The 21,508-nt window shown below is 24.0% G+C and carries 30 protein-coding genes; 5 read left to right on the top strand and 25 right to left on the bottom strand.

Annotated features, from left to right (window positions below):
- The 17 genes from AACK83_RS06175 to AACK83_RS06095 form a co-directional block, all read right to left on the bottom strand.
- Complete coding sequence (locus AACK83_RS06175; RefSeq protein ID WP_338956935.1) at nt 1-1,059, bottom strand: hypothetical protein; 1,059 nt, start codon at nt 1,057-1,059, stop codon at nt 1-3.
- 2 nt (nt 1,060-1,061) lie between these two features.
- Nucleotides 1,062-1,253 (bottom strand): hypothetical protein, encoded by a 192-nt coding sequence (locus AACK83_RS06170; protein ID WP_338956933.1) that lies wholly within the window; start codon nt 1,251-1,253, stop codon nt 1,062-1,064.
- Between the two features lie 2 nt (nt 1,254-1,255).
- A complete protein-coding gene (locus AACK83_RS06165; protein WP_338956931.1) occupies nt 1,256-1,459 on the bottom strand; it encodes a hypothetical protein in 204 nt (67 codons plus the stop codon).
- Nucleotides 1,460-1,461: 2 nt separating this feature from the next.
- Nucleotides 1,462-1,830, bottom strand: a complete 369-nt coding sequence (locus tag AACK83_RS06160; protein ID WP_338956929.1) for a hypothetical protein — start codon at nt 1,828-1,830, stop codon at nt 1,462-1,464.
- 12 nt (nt 1,831-1,842) lie between these two features.
- Complete coding sequence (locus tag AACK83_RS06155; RefSeq protein ID WP_338956927.1) at nt 1,843-2,103, bottom strand: hypothetical protein; 261 nt, start codon at nt 2,101-2,103, stop codon at nt 1,843-1,845.
- Nucleotides 2,104-2,136: 33 nt separating this feature from the next.
- Entirely contained in the window at nt 2,137-2,337 is a 201-nt protein-coding gene (locus AACK83_RS06150; RefSeq protein WP_338956925.1) for a hypothetical protein, read from the bottom strand.
- Between the two features lies 1 nt (nt 2,338).
- Nucleotides 2,339-2,527 carry a hypothetical protein gene (locus AACK83_RS06145; RefSeq protein ID WP_338956923.1) on the bottom strand — a complete coding sequence of 63 codons (189 nt, stop codon included), beginning with the start codon at nt 2,525-2,527 and terminating at the stop codon, nt 2,339-2,341.
- Complete coding sequence (locus AACK83_RS06140; protein WP_338956920.1) at nt 2,527-2,652, bottom strand: hypothetical protein; 126 nt, start codon at nt 2,650-2,652, stop codon at nt 2,527-2,529. The genes AACK83_RS06145 and AACK83_RS06140 overlap by 1 nt, the downstream gene beginning before the upstream one ends.
- Entirely contained in the window at nt 2,639-2,938 is a 300-nt protein-coding gene (locus tag AACK83_RS06135; RefSeq protein ID WP_338956918.1) for a hypothetical protein, read from the bottom strand. The genes AACK83_RS06140 and AACK83_RS06135 overlap by 14 nt, the downstream gene beginning before the upstream one ends.
- Nucleotide 2,939: 1 nt before the next feature.
- Entirely contained in the window at nt 2,940-3,239 is a 300-nt protein-coding gene (locus tag AACK83_RS06130) for a hypothetical protein (protein ID WP_338956916.1), read from the bottom strand.
- On the bottom strand, nt 3,229-3,777 hold the full coding sequence (locus tag AACK83_RS06125) for a hypothetical protein (protein ID WP_338956914.1): 549 nt from the start codon (nt 3,775-3,777) through the stop codon (nt 3,229-3,231). The genes AACK83_RS06130 and AACK83_RS06125 overlap by 11 nt, the downstream gene beginning before the upstream one ends.
- Nucleotides 3,778-3,892: 115 nt before the next feature.
- Nucleotides 3,893-4,036: a hypothetical protein gene (locus AACK83_RS06120; protein WP_338956912.1), complete on the bottom strand. Its 144-nt coding sequence runs from the start codon at nt 4,034-4,036 to the stop codon at nt 3,893-3,895.
- A 14-nt stretch (nt 4,037-4,050) separates the two neighbouring features.
- Nucleotides 4,051-4,245, bottom strand: coding sequence for a hypothetical protein (locus AACK83_RS06115; protein WP_338956910.1), 195 nt, complete (start codon nt 4,243-4,245; stop codon nt 4,051-4,053).
- 49 nt (nt 4,246-4,294) lie between these two features.
- The gene (locus AACK83_RS06110) at nt 4,295-4,582 is read right to left on the bottom strand and encodes a hypothetical protein (RefSeq protein WP_338956908.1); all 288 of its coding nucleotides are present in this window, start codon (nt 4,580-4,582) and stop codon (nt 4,295-4,297) included.
- Between the two features lie 207 nt (nt 4,583-4,789).
- Nucleotides 4,790-5,476, bottom strand: coding sequence for a hypothetical protein (locus tag AACK83_RS06105; RefSeq protein ID WP_338956906.1), 687 nt, complete (start codon nt 5,474-5,476; stop codon nt 4,790-4,792).
- Nucleotides 5,477-5,662: 186 nt separating this feature from the next.
- Entirely contained in the window at nt 5,663-6,217 is a 555-nt protein-coding gene (locus tag AACK83_RS06100; protein WP_422397104.1) for a rolling circle replication-associated protein, read from the bottom strand.
- Nucleotides 6,214-6,516: a hypothetical protein gene (locus tag AACK83_RS06095; RefSeq protein WP_338956901.1), complete on the bottom strand. Its 303-nt coding sequence runs from the start codon at nt 6,514-6,516 to the stop codon at nt 6,214-6,216. Before AACK83_RS06095 ends, AACK83_RS06100 begins: the two co-directional genes overlap by 4 nt.
- Nucleotides 6,517-6,940: 424 nt before the next feature.
- Between AACK83_RS06095 and mgtA the strand changes: the two genes are divergently transcribed.
- The 4 genes from mgtA (at nt 6,941) to AACK83_RS06075 (ending at nt 13,646) form a co-directional block, all read left to right on the top strand.
- Entirely contained in the window at nt 6,941-9,664 is a 2,724-nt protein-coding gene (gene mgtA, locus AACK83_RS06090) for a magnesium-translocating P-type ATPase (protein WP_338956898.1), read from the top strand.
- A gap of 146 nt (nt 9,665-9,810) precedes the next feature.
- Nucleotides 9,811-11,190: a hypothetical protein gene (locus tag AACK83_RS06085; protein WP_338956895.1), complete on the top strand. Its 1,380-nt coding sequence runs from the start codon at nt 9,811-9,813 to the stop codon at nt 11,188-11,190.
- 217 nt (nt 11,191-11,407) lie between these two features.
- Complete coding sequence (locus tag AACK83_RS06080; RefSeq protein WP_338956892.1) at nt 11,408-13,114, top strand: AAA family ATPase; 1,707 nt, start codon at nt 11,408-11,410, stop codon at nt 13,112-13,114.
- Nucleotides 13,086-13,646, top strand: a complete 561-nt coding sequence (locus AACK83_RS06075) for a hypothetical protein (protein ID WP_338956890.1) — start codon at nt 13,086-13,088, stop codon at nt 13,644-13,646. The genes AACK83_RS06080 and AACK83_RS06075 overlap by 29 nt, the downstream gene beginning before the upstream one ends.
- A 68-nt stretch (nt 13,647-13,714) precedes the next feature.
- On the opposite strand, the gene AACK83_RS06070 is transcribed toward AACK83_RS06075, so the two are convergent.
- The 6 genes from AACK83_RS06070 to AACK83_RS06045 all read right to left on the bottom strand — a co-directional run bounded on the left by AACK83_RS06070 (nt 13,715) and on the right by AACK83_RS06045 (nt 17,988).
- On the bottom strand, nt 13,715-13,951 hold the full coding sequence (locus AACK83_RS06070) for a hypothetical protein (RefSeq protein WP_338956888.1): 237 nt from the start codon (nt 13,949-13,951) through the stop codon (nt 13,715-13,717).
- A gap of 278 nt (nt 13,952-14,229) precedes the next feature.
- Entirely contained in the window at nt 14,230-14,508 is a 279-nt protein-coding gene (locus AACK83_RS06065; protein ID WP_338956885.1) for a hypothetical protein, read from the bottom strand.
- A gap of 60 nt (nt 14,509-14,568) precedes the next feature.
- Nucleotides 14,569-14,826, bottom strand: coding sequence for a hypothetical protein (locus AACK83_RS06060; RefSeq protein WP_338956883.1), 258 nt, complete (start codon nt 14,824-14,826; stop codon nt 14,569-14,571).
- A 47-nt stretch (nt 14,827-14,873) separates the two neighbouring features.
- Nucleotides 14,874-15,338 (bottom strand): hypothetical protein, encoded by a 465-nt coding sequence (locus AACK83_RS06055; protein ID WP_338956880.1) that lies wholly within the window; start codon nt 15,336-15,338, stop codon nt 14,874-14,876.
- A 146-nt stretch (nt 15,339-15,484) separates the two neighbouring features.
- Nucleotides 15,485-15,823, bottom strand: coding sequence for a hypothetical protein (locus tag AACK83_RS06050; protein WP_338956877.1), 339 nt, complete (start codon nt 15,821-15,823; stop codon nt 15,485-15,487).
- Nucleotides 15,824-16,629: 806 nt separating this feature from the next.
- A complete protein-coding gene (locus AACK83_RS06045; RefSeq protein WP_338956876.1) occupies nt 16,630-17,988 on the bottom strand; it encodes a fructose PTS transporter subunit IIA in 1,359 nt (452 codons plus the stop codon).
- Nucleotides 17,989-18,299: 311 nt separating this feature from the next.
- On the opposite strand from AACK83_RS06045, the gene AACK83_RS06040 reads away from it, so the two are divergent.
- Complete coding sequence (locus tag AACK83_RS06040; RefSeq protein ID WP_338956874.1) at nt 18,300-19,565, top strand: rod shape-determining protein; 1,266 nt, start codon at nt 18,300-18,302, stop codon at nt 19,563-19,565.
- A gap of 74 nt (nt 19,566-19,639) precedes the next feature.
- Here AACK83_RS06040 and AACK83_RS06035 read toward each other — a convergent pair whose 3' ends face one another.
- Together AACK83_RS06035 and AACK83_RS06030 are read right to left on the bottom strand one after the other, a co-directional pair.
- Nucleotides 19,640-20,620, bottom strand: coding sequence for a BspA family leucine-rich repeat surface protein (locus AACK83_RS06035; RefSeq protein WP_338956872.1), 981 nt, complete (start codon nt 20,618-20,620; stop codon nt 19,640-19,642).
- 97 nt (nt 20,621-20,717) lie between these two features.
- Nucleotides 20,718-21,380 carry an FMN-dependent NADH-azoreductase gene (locus tag AACK83_RS06030; RefSeq protein ID WP_338956870.1) on the bottom strand — a complete coding sequence of 221 codons (663 nt, stop codon included), beginning with the start codon at nt 21,378-21,380 and terminating at the stop codon, nt 20,718-20,720.
- Nucleotides 21,381-21,508 lie beyond the last annotated feature (128 nt).

Below are 21,508 nucleotides of genomic sequence, written 5' to 3'. Positions count from 1 at the left end.
CTAACCTATAATTAAACTAATTGCTCTAACAAATAATCATAAAGGTATAATATTTTCTATTCCACTAACAATATCAACATTTAAAGCAGTACTAATCGTATCTGAAAAAATATGTCGTAATAAACTATCTGTTGTAAAAAGAAATTGTCTTAATGGTTCAACTGGTAAAACTTTACCAACAACACCATAAAGTACTCATCTAAAAGCATTACGTAAATGTCCAAAGACATCATATCAACTTGGTCTTTCATATTCGGGATTAAAAGGACTATTTGGTGGCACTGGTGTTATATTTTCACTTGAAAAAATATTGATTTGACCAAAATTCAACTGTGGTGAAAAAGTTGGTCTAGTTGATTCACCATGAACATCAAAAAATACTGTTAAATGTCTTAAATTTGGAACACGAATAGGCATAGTAACAAAATTATATAAATCTTGTTGATAAATATCATTATCCACTTTACCTTTAAAAACATATTTTGTATCACCAACATAATCTAAAAAACTAAAAGTAAAATTAGCAGTAAAAGTTTTAAAATATTCATATTCAAAATAAAACATAAAACCTTGAATATAAAAACTCAAAGGTTTATCAATTTCAAAATTTAACTGTGTTTGAAAATTTATAATACTTAACCCAGTATTAACAAAATTTAAATTATTAGTATTATTCTTTGCAACATAATTATGATTAAACATAATACGTGAAAATTCATCTAATTGTTTTCTATTAAAAGTATAAACGCCAGTTCCCATATCTATCATTTGTGACGGAACACCAACTGTATCACTATAATAATAACACGTATATAAACCTTCATTATTACCTATAAATTCACCACTTACTAATTTTAAATCCGGTTGGTCAACATCAAAATAAGCAGAATTTCATGGTATTGTTGCTCAATCATCAAAATTATGATACTTAACATGTTTAACCATTTCTTTTGTAATATCATAATTAACGACATTAGGGTCATTTGAAGCAATTAAACTAGTTGGTGCTTGAACAGAAGTATTTACAACAAAAAACAATTTAGCAAATTTAAATCACATAATTATTTACCAAACAAACATCTTAAAACTCATCATAAACCATAAAATATAATAAATCCAATAAAAAACTGCGTTCCATAAACTACTAAATTTCATAAAATAGTAGTAAATTGGTCAACTGGACTTCCTATAAACATAGTTCAATAATCAACTATACATTGATGTATTTTATTGTAAATATCTCAAACACTCATACTTAACACCTACCCAAACAATGACCTAAAAATAAATTTAATACTACGATAAATAAAATTAAAAATACACTTAATACCAACCAAAAAGTCAAATTAAACAAAATATAAACTTCATCAGTAATATTAGTTTGATTTAAAAATATACTAATATCATTACTAGAAAATATAAAAATTAAATGCAATATACTATTCACAAAATCACTCATAATTAATTACCAACTCCTCAACCACTAGATGTTCCAGTAAATTTATTACCACCAGCACCACCTTTAAACTTACCTTGTTTTTTATTTTTTTCTTTTAATTTATCAATACGTTTACTATGAACCTTAGCAATTTTTTTACCAACAAATTTTGAACTACCTTTAATATTTCTATAACTTTGCTTTACAGTCCCCGATGTAGAAACTGGCTGAATGTCAATATTTAAAAAAACTGACATAGCAAACTTTATTAAAAGAATAAAAACAACAAAAGTTCCCAAATTAAAACCTAAATCTGCCATTGGCAAATTTCAAAATTTCATAAAAATTTGTCCAAATAGTTCTAAAACTTTTGAAATAAAAGCAACACCCATAATAAACTACTCCTATATTATTTTTAATAATTTTAAAATTAATGAAAAAGTAAAAAGCACTAAAATAATTGCTAACAATGGTGCTGGCATTGAAACTATTTGTTGTGAACTATCACCAAAAATAAAACTTTTAATAATCAAAGACAAATTATGTAAACCAGAAAAATCAGTAATATAACTTTGCAAAATATTTTGCACAATATTATTTAAAGAAGGTAAAAGTTTACCTAATAAAGGAAAAACAAAAATTATTGCAAAAAATAATTTAATCATAACTATTACCTCCTAAAAACAACCTAATAATTTCTATCTAAATCCACGAATAATATGTCCAATAAATTCTTTAATAAATACTAATACCATCATAAATATTGGAATTAATACTGGTCAGTTTGTCATTATAGAATCACCGGCAAATACTCAATTAAACACATAACTAAAAGATTCTAATAATTTTTGGCCAATACCTCCAATCATTTCTATTAAAGCACTTAAACCTTTTGGCATACTAATCACCTCCCTCCTCTAATTCTTTTCTTGCTCTTTCTTTACGTTTTTGTTCTTTACAATATCAACAATCTGGGTCAACTACATTGTGTTTTCTATGTTTAAATTTTCAAACTAACTTTTTAATAGTACCTTTAAATGCCCAAGCAGTACTAAGCACAGCAACTATCACAACTATCCATTTAACCATTATTTTTTACCTCCTAAAAAACTATCAAAACTCATATTTTCATATAATCTCTGTTCAAAATTTCTTTTTGCTTTTTTCTTATGCAACTTTTGTCTTGGCATATTTTTTCATTTATCTTTTTTCATTTTCATCAGTTACTCCAAACTCATTATTTAATTTTTTTATATTTTTCTTAGTTTTAACCAAATCAAAAATAATATAACTAATAGTTAAAATAACAAACACCAAAGACAAAACTAAAGCAACAATATCGCCATTTGTAAAAGAACTATCCATAATCATGCTTAATTTAGAACCTAAAACACTAAAAGAAAAAACAAATATAATCAAAGAACATCAATCTAAAAAAGTAGTTCTCATAATATCTTGACGGCGTTTCAAATATTCTTTTAACTTTTCTTTAAATTCCATTTTAAACACCACCTAACGTATAAGCATAAGAATAATCCCAATTTAAACTTGCTCTATCTAAATTAATCTCCGACATACTATCATCATTTAAATAAACATCAACCATACTGTCATTTGTACTTTGATAATCACTAACACTAGCATTAATTAATCTTGCTTTTTCATCAGTAAATACTTCTTGCATTTGCACAACATTATTAGTATTCCCAAATGGTAACAATAAAGTATTTATAATCTCACTTGCACCAGCAATAATCGTAGGAATAGCAAAATAATTATTAAAATCATTATTAATACCCATAGCAACCACCAGTACCCATATTCGCTATTTTACGTATAGTTTCAAATCCATTAGGTATTAATTCAGTTAATCCACTAATAACATTTGCTATACCAAAACTATTTAAAGATATATAAGTATCTCAATCTACAAAAGCCTTATCAACTATTGGCTTAGGTGTTGGTACTGGAGTAGGAATTGGTGGTTCAGTAGGGCAAGGTGGTCAAAAACATGGTTCATCTCTTAATAAAGACACAGACTTATCTACATACTGAACAAACTTAGCATAATTAATTAAACCAATTGTTCCTAAACCTAAAAATATCTTTTTATAACTATTAATAACTTTATTTTTAGTAGTTGGTCTTTGATTAATATTCCATATATCAATTCCTAACTTTTTACTAAATAACAAAGAATTAATAGAACCTAAAATTGGGTCTTTTAAATATTGACCATAATAAGCACTAACACCTACCATAGCACTTAATGGACTTAATCCAGTTCTTAAAATTTTAGTTAAAGTATAATTACTAGTTTGTTCTAACTCATTAGGCATAAATAAAACTCCTTACTTATTTAATAAGGAGCATATTTATACTAATTTGTATAACATGGGAGCAAAGTACACAAAAAAGTATATATATGCTCCCTATTTAGTTTTTTTTAAAATATTACTTTAAACGTTTAATATTATTTTTAAATTTCTCTTCATCTTTACCAAGATAATTAAAAAAATGTAAAAGTAAAGTTTGAAATTTAACTAAATCATTAACAATAATTTCTAATTCTTCAATACGTTTTTCTAAATCTTGCACTTTTATGTACCACCTTAATTTTCTTTTTGTTGTAATTGTTCTTTTTGTTTAACCAAAGCAATATCTAATATGCAATTTGGACAATAATATTTTCCAGTATATAAATTTTGTAAAACTCTTTTAGGACAAATTACTTGGTCACAAAGTTTGCATACATACATTGCTAAATGAAAATGTTGTTCACAAGCACAATTATTAATTTTTGACATAAATTAAATCCTTTAAATAATTATTTAACAATTACCCTATAATAAATAACTATTTAGTTTTTAAATTATGTATGTCAATAATTTTTGCTTCTCATGTTATTTCAACATCATAATAAGAACCAAGACTTAAATTCATTTTAGAAAGTTTAGTAAATAATTCACTATCATGTAAAACTCATTTATCCTTAGATTTTTCACCAGTTGATATTTTAATACCTTTATCAGTAACATAAAACGGCGAAAAAGTAAGTACATCATAATTTTTGAACTTACCACTTTTTTCATCTTTAATTACTTCATTACTTCTAATTTTTGTCAATTGACATAAAAAATACATCTTAACCTCCTGCAAGTAAATCATTTCTGATTAGATTAATAATGTCGGTAATAAAACATTATTACTTATAATATAACATAAAAAATAAAATTTACAATAAAAAAAGCAAAAACAAAAAGCCTACTTGCAGGTAAAAACTTTATGTATTTGCTAATAATCATTATATATATATATATATATATATACAAGTATTTTCTTAATAATTTTTTAAATCCATTTATTAATTTTTTTATACATTTTCTTCTTTAAAAGAAACATATGTTTTATTTTTTCCATTTTTTTATTATATTTTTTATTACTATAATTTTTATATAAATCAATTACATCATTATCATTAATAAAACGTTCTCATTTAATAAAAATATTTTCTAACTCCTCTGAATATTTAAACTTAGTATTAAAGTTAGAATATTTTATAAATTCTTTTAAAATATTAATTAATCTATATTGTTCAAAGTCTGAATTTTTAATATACATAACAACATCATATTTTAGAAAATATTTTTCTTTAAGTTTTTTTTCAAACTTACTTCATAACTTTCTATATTCATCGTCATAGTTACTACCAAATGGATTAATCATGTTTGAATAATCTTTTCAAAAACATATAATTAAAAATTCTCTTGAGAACTTAAAATTTAACTTTAAATTCTCAATTTGTTTTTTTATATGTGTGATTATTATTTCATTATCTTTAAATATTTTTAATAATTCATTCGCATAAGTATTTGCTATATAATTTAATTGTTCAATGTTAAAATATACTTCTTTACTTTTTATATAATAATTGACCAAAAACATTTTATTTTTAAATCAATTAGCAATAACAGAAAAAAATATTCCAACTAAACTAGATATAAAAGCACCAATAATTAAATAAAAAACAGCTTTCATTACAATATAATTTTACTTTCTTAATTATTTTTAAAGTATTATTTTATCATTAATACTTAAATTTTTAAATACTTTTCATAAAATTAAATATTTTAAAATAAATATAAACTACTAATTCATAAAATTTATATGTTTTTTCAAAAAATTAATGATTTTATTACTTAATAATAATTTTAAAAAAATTCGTTAATGTAAAATTCTTGGTACACGCTTAATTGCATTTCTAAACCTAATACTATCAATTGAAACATATTCATCATAATCTTTAAAATTATCACCGAAAACGGTGGTATCAAAACTTCCACCAAAAAGTATAGTACGACCTAAATTATCAATTTTCTTTTTAAAAAATTGTGTATGTAAAGCATTAACAGAAGCATCAATTAAACGTTGATATAACATTATTTTTTGACCTTTAATCACTTTTGGATTAGAACAATTACGAGAAAAGGCATAAGCACGAATACTTAAATCATATTGATTTTGAGATTTTATATCATTTTGTACTTTTACAACATATTTACTTAAATACTTAACTATATTTTCATTAGTACCTTTTTGAACAACTCTTACATCATTAAAACCAAATAGTCATCATTGTGGCAACATACTCTTATGTATTTTTCTATTAAATAATATATGAAAGTGAATAGCACCACGTTTTTGATATTCATAAACATACATATATTTTAATTGACCTAAATATTTAGCACGTTTAGGGTCATTTCATCAACGTTTTAAACGTTTAAAAAATATAGCAATATCATGTTTGCTTTATTAATATCTTGCATATTATCTTTATAAGTCAAAGTAACAAAACTTAAAACTTTTGAATTATAAAAATTATGATATGCTTTATGTATTAATTTTGTTTTAGTACGAATAGTACTATTACGTAACTTTTTATCATTAATACCTAAATTTTTAATACCAACTTCATTACGCTTATTATTTAATATAGCACTCATAGGTAAAATTACATTCTTAACATAAGCACCATAATAAATTTTTTTAATATAAAAATTATCTTGAACACACATATATAAAACACCTGCAAGTATCTTTTTTTATTTTATATAATTTAATAACAAAATAATCATAACATAAAAAATAAAATAATTAATAAATTATCTTGCGGTGAATTGTGTTACTTAATTAAATTATCTTGCGGTGAATTGTGTTACTTAATCAAGTTTAACTAAATACTATCATATTTGATTAATAAATATAGAAAATTGATTAGAAGATTTATAATTATATTTCAACTCCTTTTAAATCATTGATGTTTACTCCTATTTTTGATATAAATAATTTGTATTTAAAAATAATACAAATTTTTTATTGAAAATAGAAGAATATTATTCTTAAATATTTGGTAGTTTTAAGAACTTTATTCACTAAAATAAAGTTCTTTTGATTTTAGTATACAATTAAATTATACGTTTGAAGAAAGGTTGGTTGATAATGCAATTTTTTAAAAAGAAGCATATAGAACAAAAAACAACAACCATGTTTAAACAATTTTCGCAACTATCGAAAGAAGAAGTTATCCAACAATTAGATGGTAGTATGTACGGATTAAAAAAGGAAGAAGTAGAAGACAGACTTAAAAAATATGGTAAAAATGTTTTTTCTCATAAACGATTTGTTTGATACAAAAAATTAATGCACAATATTTTTAATCCTTTTATTATTGTTTTAATGATAATAGTTATCTATAATTTTATTAGTTACAGTATTACTGATACTAATACTGATAAAAATGTTGATTTGTACAGTGCTATTATTGTTTTAGTAATGATTATTTTGAGTGTTTTTATATCTTACTTTCAAGATTATCGTTCCTATAAATCTTCAGAAAAATTACGACAATTAATTGAAACAACAGCCAGTGTTTTTCGATTTAGTAATAAAAATAAAAAAATTGATTTTAATGCTTTAAATAGTGTTGCCAATTTTACAAAAGAAGTATTAATTGAAAATTTAGTACCAGGTGATATTATTTTCTTATCTTCTGGTGATATGATTCCTGCTGATGTTCGAATTTTAGTTTCAACCGATCTATTTATTAATCAATCAGCACTAACTGGTGAAACATTTCCTGTTGAAAAACATGCTATTAATACTAAAGATGATAATAAAAAAAGTAGTATCCTAGAATTAGAAAACATATGTTTTATGGGTACTAGTATTGTTTCGGGCGGTGCTATTACTATTGTTATTGCATCAGGTGTTAATACTTATTTTGGATCAATTGCTAGTGCAGTAACTAGTAAACGTCCTGTTACTAGTTTTAGTAAAGGTATTAAAAAAGTTACCTACATTCTTATTGGTTTTATGTGTGTAATGGTACCATTAATATTTATTGTTAATGTAATTACTAAAAATAATATTTTAACAGCGTTAATATTTTCAATATCAGTTGCTGTTGGTATTACCCCCGAAATGCTGCCAATGATTGTTAGTGCTAACTTAGCAAAAGGTGCAATTAGATTATCACATAAAAAAGTAATTGTTAAAAATTTAACTAGTATTCAAAGTTTTGGTGCAATGGATGTTTTATGCACTGATAAAACCGGTACTTTAACTGAGGATAGAATTGAGTTAGTTAAACACTTAGTTCCAGAAGGTGTTGAATCAAACAAAGTTTTAGAAATGGCATATTTAAATAGTTCTTTACAAACTGGATTAAAAAATAATATTGATAAAACAATTGTCCAACACATTAAAGCTCATCATAATAAAATAGTTGAAATGCCCTATCGTAAAATTGATGAAATACCTTTTGATTTTATAAGAAGACGAATGTCAATAGTAGTTTCAAAAGATAAAATTAATAATACTTTAATTTGCAAAGGAGCAGTAGAAGAAATATTAAAAATTTGTACTAAAGTTGAAATTGGAGGGAAAGTAATTACCTTAACTGATAAAATTAAAGAAAATGTTTTAAAATTAAGTACGGAATTAAATAATGATGGTTTACGAGTAATTGCAATTGGCTATCAAGATTTTGCTAGTGACAAAACAGTTTTTAAAATAGAAGATGAATCTAATTTAGTTTTATTAGGATATATAGGTTTTTTAGATGTACCTAAACCTAGTGCTATTAAAGCAATAACAACTCTTAATCAACACGGAATTGATGTTAAAATTTTGACTGGTGATAATGAAATTGTTACTAAAGCAATTTGTAAAAAGGTGGGATTAGAGCCAGGAATTCCTTTATTAGGTAGTGACATTGAAGATATGGATGATCAACATTTACAAGCATTAGTAAATAAAACTACTATTTTTGCGAAAATGGATCCATTACAAAAATCAAGAATTATTGATATTTTAAAGTTAAATGGTCACACTGTTGGCTTTTTAGGTGATGGTATTAATGATGCTGTTGCTTTGCATCACGCTGATGTTGGAATATCTGTTAATAGTGCTACTGATATTGCCAAAGAAGCATCTGATATTATTTTATTAGAAAAAGATTTAGATGTTTTAGAACAAGGAGTGATTAGTGGCAGAAATACTTTTGGTAATATTTTAAAATATATTAAAATTACTATTTCTTCTAATTTTGGTAATTCATTAAGTATTTTAATTGCTTCAATTTGATTACCTTTTTTACCAATGATGGCAATTCAAATTTTACTACAAAATTTATTATATGATATTTCTCAATTAGCAATTCCTTGAGATAGGGTTGATGAAGACTTTATTAAAAAACCACAAAAATGAAATGCAAAAAGTATTTTACCTTTTGCATTCTGGAATGGACGGCTAAGTTCAATATTTGATATAACCACCTTTTTATTTTTAGGATATGGTTTACATATCTTTGCCAATTTTGCTAATGTAGATCCTAATAGTGATGCTGGCATATATCAACAATCATTATTTCATACTGGATGATTTATTTTAGGAGTTACTTCACAAACATTAATTGTACAATTATTACGAACTTCTAAGGTACCTTTTATTCAAAGTATGCCATCTCATCAGTTATTTTTAACAACAATTATAATTACTATTATTGGCATTAGTATTCCATATACACAATTAGGAGCTACTATTGGTTTAACACCAATTCCTTTAATTTTTTATGCTTATTTAGCTGGTGTTGTCATTGTTTATTTCATTGCTAGTCAATTATTAAAAATGATATATATAAAGGTTAATAAACGCTGATTATAAACTAAATTTTAATTTTAAGAAAAATGTATTGGATTTTTTTAAAATTATGATACAAATAAATGTAAAACTAAAGAAAGTTTTTGTATTCCTGTTACTTTTAATAAAGTAACAGGAATTTCATATTATAGATAGGAACAGATAAAAGTATGCTAACATTAAATTACCTTATTGATCAATTTCAAAAGAAAAGAATTCAATTTTCTATTATTGAAGATTTTATGAATAATCCAAACATTAGTGATGAGGAAGTTATTAGTTTAGATAATAACAATAGAAATGCCCTTCATAATAGTTTTTTATTAGATTTAGATGAAGGAGCAGAAATAGAAGATGAATATAACTATGATCCACATGAGGAAGGTTGAGAAACTTCAAGTGAATTAATAGAATTTACAACTAATAAAATAAAACTTATTAATTGATTAATAAATTTTAAAAAAAATGATAAAAATTTTTTAAATCAACAAGATATTGAAGGAAATTCACCCTTACATTTAGCAATTATGAAACAATATATTGTAGACTGAAAACTTGGAGGAGAGTTTAAAAATATATCAAAACAACTAATTAATAATTCACAAGTTAATCCCAATTTAGTAAATTTGCAAAATGAAACCCCATTTTGCAAATTATTAATACAAGAGATTAATAAAGATGATGCATATCCGACAAATGAAGAAATTCGTGAATTAGTTAATGATTTTCAAAATAATTCTCATTTTAATATTAATACACCTATTGATGAGTTTAATAACACTATATTACATAGAGCAATTAAAAGTAATAATAAAAAAATTATAAGAACACTACTATTAAAAAATGAAAATGGTGATTTAGAAATTAATTTTGATATTAAAAATAAAAATAATGAAAAACCTTTTAAATTTGAAGATATGATAATTGATTGATTACATCAATTACCAAGAAATCAAAATCAAATTGAAATGATGATTATTGATTTCTTAATAACAAATGAATGTAATTATAATAATTACATAACTAGAGAAGGATTAACTTGATGAACTTTAACTATTAAATATAACTTAAAAGAAGTTACTAATTATTTGGTTAATAGTGTATTAACTGATATTAACAAAATAGATAGTAATCCTTTTAAAAATAAAAATTATCTTTTTGATAATGAGATAAAAGAAGAAGTAGATAGTATGTTAGATGATTTATCATATGTTGATTCAAAAATTATAACATCTATTAAAAAACTTCCAAATTGTCCTAATTTTAATGAATTACAAAAAGATGTTTTAGAACAACGAGTAACTGTTATCCATAATTTCAAAAAATATCAAACTGATCAAAATTTATCTGATAATGAAAAAGCAATTTTTAAGATATACCTAGATGCAATATTAGATGAAGATGATACAAATTGATCAGAAGAAAAGAAAACAGATTTTAATAAAGTAAAAGAATGATTAACAAAAGAAGAAGTTAACAAAGAAAAGCGTAAATTAGAAAATACAGAAAAAAATGATAGCAAAAAAAGAAGAAAGTTATCAATTGCATAACTACTGCTAAAACTTTTCTTAAAAATTAATATTTTAATAAAAATAACTGCAAAATAATAGTAAATAGTTTCCGTATTATTTATAAAAATAGATAAAAATTATTGTAAAGTTAATTAAATTTGTTAATATTGTTACGTTGTATAAATAAAAATATTTTTATTTTTCAAAATATATATTAATTTTCTTTATTATATTAGATTTAAGGGAGTAAAAAGAAATGAAAAAAATACAAATAATAACAATATTATTATTTATTTTAACTATTTTACTTATAATTTCTGGTTTAATTCTCATAGATTTTTGTGATTATCATTCTCATATGCGTAATCAAACAATGTTAAAGTTTGAAAATATAGAAAGAAATGGATTTCAAATATTAGCTACAACCAGCATATATCATATTTTAGAATATTCACCAAAATACGTATGTTATATAAGTCAAAATATTGGTCCTTTTAATGATACTTCTTTAAATATTGGCGATATTACTATTATTGCTGGTGTTAATGACACTGGTAAAAGTTACTTAAGTAGGTTAGTTTTTGCAATGGTAAAAATTGCTACTAGTGATATTAAGTCAGAAATAATTAAGAATTTTTTTAACTTTGCTGAAGATAATTTTACACAAATTGAAAATACTGGTAGTAATTTTTTTGAAACAAATTTTAATAGTAGTGAAAAAGAAAGTGCTTTATTTAAAGAAATTGAATCTATTTATAATAATATTAATTTAAATAATAAAACATTTATGCAAAAATGAATAACAAATTTTAATTATAAAATTGAAAAATTTAATAATTTTTGAATTAATTTATTAACAGACTATCATCAATTGCTAAAAATAAATGATGATTTAATTACCAAAACATTACAAAGAATTGAATTAGATACTAATAAAGATAGTTACAAAATTAAAATTATTAAATATACAATTAATATTATTAATAATGATATTTTACAAACCTTAGAATTATTTAATAATAAAGATACTGATATCATTTCATATTTAATGGCTAATATTCTTCGTGAAAACTTTCATGGTGAAAACTTAAGAAATAAAAAATATAATAATAAAGATAGTTATTTAAAACTTAGTTTAGACAATAACAAAAGTTTAACAATTAATATTAATGAAAATAATAAATTTTCTTTAGAACATGAGTTTAATTACTTAGAAAATATTATTGAAAACCCAATAATTGATGCTACTTATATTAGTGATACTGACCAAATTTTAAATTTAATGATTGAAGAAAGTCTTAGTAAAAAACAATCATCATATATGTTAGAGAGTGAAAAATTAAAATTATCATTAAATAACATTTTCAAATTTAAAAAGTGTCACTACTTAGATGATTTTAAAAATAAAATTAATATTCAAAAAAATATTGAACAGTATAGTAATTTGAAATTAGTATTAATTAAACAAAAAATTAATCAAGAACTTGAAAACTATTTTGGTAATGAAAATAAAATTAACTTTGAAAATGGTAGTTTAACTAAGAATGGTATTACTATTAAACTTGCTAACTCCTCACGTGGATTAAAAATTATTGAATCATTTAAAGAAATGGTTAAAAGTGACTTTTTTAAAGAAGGTAACTTAGTAATTATTGATGAACCTGAAGCCTATATTCATCCAGAATGACAATATTTATTTACTAAACTATTATTAAATATTGCTAAAATAATTAATTTTAAATTAATTATTTCAACACATAGTCCATATATTCTTGAAACAATAACTTCACTAGCAAGTCGTGACTTTAAAAACTTAAATTTTAAATATAATTTTATTAACAAAGATAAAAATTTTGATTCTTGTATAATTGAAGAGAATAGTTTAGATCACATTAATGAAGCTTTAAGTTATCCATATAGGGAGTTAGACGAATATGAATTTAAATGAGACATTAAAAAATAATTTAATATTTATTTATAAAAAAAATAAAAAAACATTTCGTTTGTTATCTTATAGTACTGCTTCTAAAACATATTCTTCAGAATCTGAAGAATATGCAATTGATGGTGATAATCTTAAACTTTTATGTTGTAGTCATTCACGTGGTATTAAATCAATTGATGCTATCACTTATAATAAAAGAAATGAATTTTTATTCATTGAATTTAAAATTCAAAAACATTTTCATGAAGACATTATTAATGATTTATCAAAAAAATTTACTGATACCTTTATTTGTTTTCAACATAATATTGATAAAAAACATGAAATTTCTTTTGACAAAATTAAATGTTTTTTTGTATTTAATATTAGAAGAGAAACTGATCGTAATATTAGAAATATCAAAAGAATTAAAAAGAAATTAAATAATAAAGTTGATGAATTAAATAAAGAACATCGCATTTCTTTAAATTTTAAAATCATTTATTCATCAACTTTTGATCATAGTATTGATTATTTTAAAATGGATGACTACTTTAGTGAAGTTAAGTAAAATTTATATTTTAAAATGAAAAATGCACCATATTGATTTTATAATCTAATTACGGTGCATTTTATTTTTTATTTTACTAAAATTTTTTTAGTAAACTTTTTTGATTTACTTGTTGTAAGTTTTGTATTATTTACTACTGGTTTTAATTTATCAAAATTAACATTTTTAATATCATTATTTAGTTCTTGATTTTTACAAATTTTATATATTTTTCTTATTCTTTCATTTTTTAACATTGACTTTCTTGCTTTATAAATCTTAAATGCTATAACTGATCCAATTACTCCACCAATTGCATAGGGCATAATTTTAATTAAATTTTCAATTCCTAAAAAAAAATGAAGTAATACCGTTATAAAATGATTCAATATTATTACCAATATTATTAAAAAAAGTTTTTATATTATTACCAAAATCTTTAAAGGCAGTTTCAAAATTATGAACAAATGTTTGAAAACCTTCACTAATTTCATTACTCAGAGATTGAAACTCCTTACCTAGATCATTAAAAAAAATTCTACATCATTACTAACAATTTGAAAACCTTCACTAATCTCATTACCCAGAGATTGAAACTCCTTACCTAGATCATTAAAAAAAATTCTACATCATTACTAACAATTTGAAAACCTTCACTAATCTCATTACCCAGAGATTGAAGCTCCTTACCTAGATCATTAAAGACATTACTTGCATCATTGCTAAAAGATTGAAAATTAGTATTTAAATCTTTTGTAAATACTTCAAATTCTGAACTTATATTATCACCAAAATTATTAAATAAAGTTTCAGTATCATTTCCAAAAGACTGAAACTGTGAACCTAAATCATTAAACAAGTCTTCGATAGGATCAAAATGCATAAGTAATCCTCCTTTAAACTATATCTGATTTTATTATTTGTTTCATTAATGTATATGATATTACATAGAAATAAGAGGTTTTTGGTTTTCTTGTTTATCAGCAACAGGTTTTGAAGATGGACTTATAGACATTAAATTAGCAGCATTTATTACATCTTGAGAAATAGGATTACCCTTATTTAAAGTAGCAAAAGTCATAGGAACAGTAGATAATGTGTTTGCTAATTCTTTTGTAAGAATATCATCGACTGAATTATTTTGAATACTCAATTCTTTTAATTGTTGTTCTTGCTTTTGAAATTTTGCATCTAATTTCATGTTTCGTAATAAAAGTTCTCTCTTTTTTATTGCTTCTTCTTTTAATGTTATTTTTTTTCAAAATCAGTATACAAACTATTTTCTTTGTTTTGTTCAAATTCTTGTTCTGATTCTTCTTCGGATTCTGAATCTGATGAATTATTTATATTTTCTAATAGCATGTATTGTAATTTTTCTTGTCGTTTTGCTTTTTTTTCAGCAATATTAGCTTTGTAATTTTGTTTTACAACAGATCCAATTATTGCACCACCAACACCTGAAGAAATTGCAACAGGTATATCAAAAATAGTATTATAATTATTATCAGTAAGTCCTGCACCAAATCCACCCGCTAAAAACCCCAACGTACCACCTATTGTTGGCGCAGGATTAATAGCAATTTTCCCCGCTTTTTTTGCTGTACTTTTTGTTTTTAATATCATTTCTTCTTGAATTGCTTTTTGTTTTTTATAATTTTTAAAATTTTTATATTCTTTTTCTGTCATTTGTATATTTTGTATATTTTTAGGCATATCTTTTAATCTTCCTTTCAAATATTTTAATTTAATAAAAATCCTAATATAGAGAAATATCTATATTAGGATTGGACATCTATTAAATTATAATTAGAATTGTAAATTATTTTTTTTAATGTGTCAATTAAAATGCTTTTTTTAGTTTAAATAGTTAAATTATCAATAATACTCTTAATTTCTTCTGCTTCTTTAAATTCATTTTTTCGTTTGAAGGCTATACATAAATTAGATAATAAAATTTCTTGATTATTAGTTTTTTCAATTTCATTTTTTAAAACAAAATAAAGGTACCCACACTGTCAAAAAGTTGGCTTTCTAAGAACTAAATAATTAATATTATTAATCATAATAATATTTTTAGTTTGTTTTTTTAAACTAAAAGTTGTTAATCCTTTATGATAAATAGTTATTTTTTTATCATCAATAGTTATTGAACTTCGACTATATTGATTTTCAAATCATCAATTTTTTTTATTATTCATATATTAATATTATTTTCTTTTTTTATTTTTAGTTTTAATTCCAATTTTATTTAATAACGTTAAAATTGAAGATCTATATAATCCTTGCTTTTGCAATAAAAGTGAAGTATAAATAATAGATTGTACTACCGTACCAATAATAATAGCTACTGCATATCATAAAATACCAATATAACTACCATCAATATTAGTAACACCACCAAATAAAGCAATAATAAAAGAACCTCAAGCCCCAACATGACCAAGTACACCAAAACCAAATGCTAAAGCACCCGCAACAGCACTACCAATAACATTAGCAACTATTGTTCTTCATGTATCTCTCACTGCAAATGGAATAGCAGATTCAGAAATTCCCATAAACCCTAATAATCAGGCATTTCACCCTAATGATTGTTCTTGTTTTGTAAATAATTTACGACTAAATACTGTTGATGTTAATGCACAACCCAATGGTGCAATCGGAATCGCTGCTGCTACTGGTCCCATTAATCGACCACCATCTTGTACCATTAATGATGTTGCAACAAGAACAGCTGTTTTATTAATTGGACCACCCATATCAAATCCAACCATTGCTCCTAATAATAATCCAACTAAAAACCCTATATTTGGATGTAACCCCATTCAACTTAAACCATAATCCAATGCACCCATTACATATCCAAACGGTGCTGCTAAAAAGAAAGCGGTTGGAATTGCAATAATTGCTGTACAAAAAACAGGAATAATAATAATTGGCATAATTGGTAATAATCATTTTGGTACTTTTCATGAATTTACAAATCTAACTAAATAACCAGCCATTAGTCCTCCATAAAGAGCACCAAATAATGTTCATGAAACATTAGCGTTACCCTGAAAAGGTTGACTTGCATCAATTTTAGAACTAGCAGTAAGATTAAATACTCCTCATCCAAATCACATTCCCGTACCAGGGGTGATACTAATAAAAATGTAATAATCATTGCTGGAGCAATACCGGGACGTCCTGCGATTGAATAAGCAATATAAGCGCCCATGATTGGTATCATCAATGTAAAGCCAATACCAGCAATGTTATTGATAATCATTAATACATGCATTAGCGTTGTACCACCAATTAATCCAGAATTAACTCCTGGTGGATTTGTTTTTAATCAAACAAGTTGTTCTTCTCATGAATTTTTAAATTCAAATCCATTACCAAAAGTACCTTTTGCGATACCACCAACAATAGCAAAAATTAAACCAGCAAAAACAACAAATGGTATCATATATGATACTCCACTTAATAAATGTTTTAAAATTGCTGGTTTACCTTTCGAAGCATTTAAAATGAAATCACCACTATTACCATTAGGTTCAGCGTATATTTTTGCTTTTGTTAAACTTTCTTTAATAGTTTGTTTAGCATCTTTAACTACTGGTTTTGTACCACAAGTATATGTTTTTTTACCAATAAAACGTTCTAAGTCAATTGCAACATCTGTTGCTAAAATAACGACATCCGCTTCTTTAATTTCTTGTTCTGTTAGTACATATTCTGGTCCTTTTTGACCTTGACATTCAATATGTACTTGATAGCCTAGTTCTTTTCCTGCGGTTTCTAATAATTCTTTACACATGTAAGTATGAACTACTCCAGTTGTACAAGAAGAAACTCCAATAATTTTTTTTGTTTCCTTATTTTTCATTGTTTTTATTTCTTTTTTAGTACTATTTTTAACTGTTTCATCATTAATAAGCGATATTATTTCTTGTGAATTTTTTGCATTTTTTAATTTTTTACGAAAATCTTCATTTACAAGTTTAATTGCAAGTGTACTTAAAATATCTAAATGTAAATTTTTTGCTTGTGTTTCAGGAATTATTAAAGCAATAATAAAAGTTGTTAATTGTCCATCTATTGCTTTTCAGTCAACACCATTATTATTACATAATATTAGAATTGCAGGTTTTTTAATTGATTTAATTCTAGCGTGTGGAATTGCAATTCCACCTTCAAAACCTGTTGATGATTCTTGTTCACGAGCAAGAAATGCTTTTAGTAATTCATCACGATTAGTAATATAACCTAATGAAAATGCCAAATCAGTAATTTTAGTTAGTGCTTCTATTTGATTTTTAATATTAGATTCAAAAATAATATGTGAGTTGTTTAATAAATCATTAGTTATTTTCAATTTTACCTTCCTTTCCAATGATTATTTTATCTCCTTTTTTTAATAAAAACCAGAGATTTTTTCAGATAATTAAAATATATTTTTAACTATTTATTCAATTAAATTTAATATTTATAAAATTAGATATATTACATACTTCAAAGTTTTTGCTGTTTTTTAAACAAAATATAATAAATAAAAATTATCAACATTAATCCCATATTTCCTTATAAATTAATATAAATAAATAACTTATTTATAAAATAATGTAAAATTAATTTAGATAAAATTTAATAAAATTTAAGTATTTAAAGAAAGGGAAAATTAGAGAAATGTTTAAAACAAGAAAAGAAAATTTAAATCAGAAAAATAACAAACTTAAATCAATAACTGATTATCAATGATTAGCTTTAGATATCGGAACAGAAAACTTTAAAGCTAGACATATTAATATAGGTCTTAGATATGATGCTCCAACCTATTTAGCTGAAGACTATGAAAAAAATAGAATTCTTTACGGTGAAGAGGCTAAGGCTTTAACTGACAAAACAAATGAAAACGTTATTATTAAACGTCCAGTTCGTGATGGTAATATTGCTGATCCAGATGCTTTACAACGTATTCTTACTAAAATTTTTCAAGATTTCAGACTTGAAATTAAAAATTTAAAAGAAATTAATAACAATTCTATAAAAAAACATGAAAAATTAGATAAAAATCGTAATTTGATTGTGTTGATGGCAACACCAAGTGAAATTAATTCAGTACAAAAAGAAGCTTTAGAAAATATTGTATATCGTTTAGGAGCACTCCGTGGATTTGTACAAGAAGAAGTAAAAATGGCAGCCTTAGGTTCAGGGCAAGATATTTTTGGAAGTGCAATTATGTGTATTGATATTGGTGGTGGCAGTACTGATGTTGCTATTATTAGTAATAATTCAATATTATATTCATATACAACACATTGTGCTGGTGACTATTTAATACAAAAAGTTCAAGAATATATTATAAAAAAACATGCCTTAAAAGTTGGAATAAAAGAAGCTGAAGATGTTATTAAAAATATTGGCTCACTTATGAAATATCAAGATGAAAAACCATACACAATTTCGGGTTTTTCATTACCTAGATTAAATTCTCAACCAGGAGAAACAATGTCAATTTCTAAAACTATTGAAATTACACCAGAAGAAATTCGTGAAAATGTTATGCAAGTTCAATTCAAAGAACATATTATTCCAGCCATTCGCAGAGTACTAAGAACTGCTGGTGACAAGGCTGCTGGAAGTATTAGTGATTTAAAGAAAAAAGGTAAGGGAATCACAATTTGTGGTGGTGGAGCTTATATTAAAAAAGTTGATAAATTTATTCAAGAAGAATTAGCTAAAGAATATTATATTGAAGTTAAAACTGAAAAAGGTACAAAACCAATGCGTCAAAAATATGAAGGAGATCTTTTTGAAGTGCGGACTGCTCTAAATCCTTTAGATAATGTTATTGATGGTTGTGTAAAATATCGTGATACAATTTACAAACAATTAATAATTGAACAAAATCCTAATCGTGAAATTCTAATAAAGGACGAAGATTTAGGATAAAAAACTATAAAAATCTTAAATTAATTTAAAAATAGTGCTAATCAGCACTATTTTTAAATTAGTATTTTAAATTATTAAAAATTTTTTTTAAACTTTGGTAATTTTTTTGAGTTATGAAGTCCTGAATCAAAAGAAAAACTTTCGTATTTCATAACATTTGATACATTTCACTTTGATAAATTTTGATTAAATTTTAAAGCATGAGCAAACATTAAATTCATATTCGTAACATTTGAAGTATCTCAAGATGAAATATCTCCATTAAATAAAAAAGCGCATGAAAACATTCAACCCATATTTTTTACTTTTGAAGTATCTCAAGTTGATATATTTTGATTAAATGCATTTGCAGCGGAAAACATTCAACTCATATTTTTTACTTTTGAAGTATCCCAAGTTGAAATATTACCGTTAAACTTTAAAGTACTGCAAAACATTCAACTCATATCTATTACGTTTGATGTATTTCACTTTGATAAATCTTGATTAAATACTCATGCATTACTAAACATATTGTTCATATTTGTTACATTAGATACATCTCATTTTGACAAATCTTGATTAAATGATGTCGCATCAGCAAACATATAACTCATATTTGTTACATTTGAAGTATCTCAAGATGATAAATTTTGATTAAATGCATTTGCAGCGGAAAACATTCAACTCATATTTGTTACATTAGATACATTTCATTTTGATAAATCTTGATTAAATGATGTTGTATGAGTAAACATATAACTCAAAGAAGTTATTTCTGGTGGTAATTGTTCTGGAACTTCTTTAATTGTTCTTGGCATATTAACAACTTGAATTTCTCCCTGATCATTTTTATAAAATCCAATTTGAGTAATTTTGGTAGTTTTTATATCTGATAGATTATGCTTATTAGTTATTACTTTTTTGCCATTTTCATCAATGTAAATAGTGTCTTGTTGAGTTTTATTATTTAAAACATCATTTTTTTGTGAACTTGTGTTTAAGACAGTTACAGTTAAACTTCCTATAGTTGATGCAAATGTTAAAACACTTAATGCTGTTAATATTTTTTTCATTTTTCCATCCTTCTATTTTATTTTGACTTTATTTAAGAAGTCAATTTTACTTTACTACTTTTTGAAGACAAATTCACAAAAATTATATTTTTTAAAGTTAAAACTTTTTTGCTGCTTCTTTAATATACTGTTCAAATTTATCCATCGTTTTTTCTGGCCCTAATGCTGACAAACCTCCACCTTTTGCTAATATTTTAGAACCAATAAGTAAATTAGCATCATTTTGATGAAGTTCTTGAACCTTAGTACCACAAATAAGAATTGGTTCTACTACTTTAGCACCTACAAATTCTCATGTCCCTTTTAAATAAGTTGCATGATTACCTCATAAATATCAGCCATATGGTGCTCCTTGTGTCGCCAAAATTTGAACTTTTAAATGTGGTAATAATCCTCTAGCTTCACCTTGTTTGGTATATTTATAATCAAAAGTTTTACCAGCAACTAAGATGTGATCTAAATAATTTTTTGTCATGCTAGTAACATTAAAATTTGTCATTGGTGTTGTATATATAACTTTATTAACATTTTTTAGTTGATTAATATAATAATCAGAATCTTTTTCATTAAAATATGAAGTAAAGTTTTTTTGCGTAATAGTAATACTTGCCATTGGTATTTGATTTAAATCTAATTCAATTATTGAATCTTCTGGATGAAATTCACGATAATATTTAACAAAACGAGATACTAAACTTTCAGAATAAGATAGTTCTTTTTTAATCATAGAAGAACGAATTACTAATATTTTATTTGCCATTATTTTTGCCTCCGAAATATCTAAAATAACTTTATAATTTGATTTTATCAGTTTTTATTTATTATTTTTTAAAAAATAATAAATAAAAATATAGTTTTATAAAAAAATGAAATATTTATTATAATTTT

The organism is Spiroplasma endosymbiont of Tiphia femorata (assembly GCF_964020225.1).
GTDB lineage: Bacteria > Bacillota_I > Bacilli_A > Mycoplasmatales > VBWQ01 > Spiroplasma_E.
Note: the sequence above shows the minus strand (reverse complement) of the source record. Positions and strands in the feature narration are given on the sequence as shown.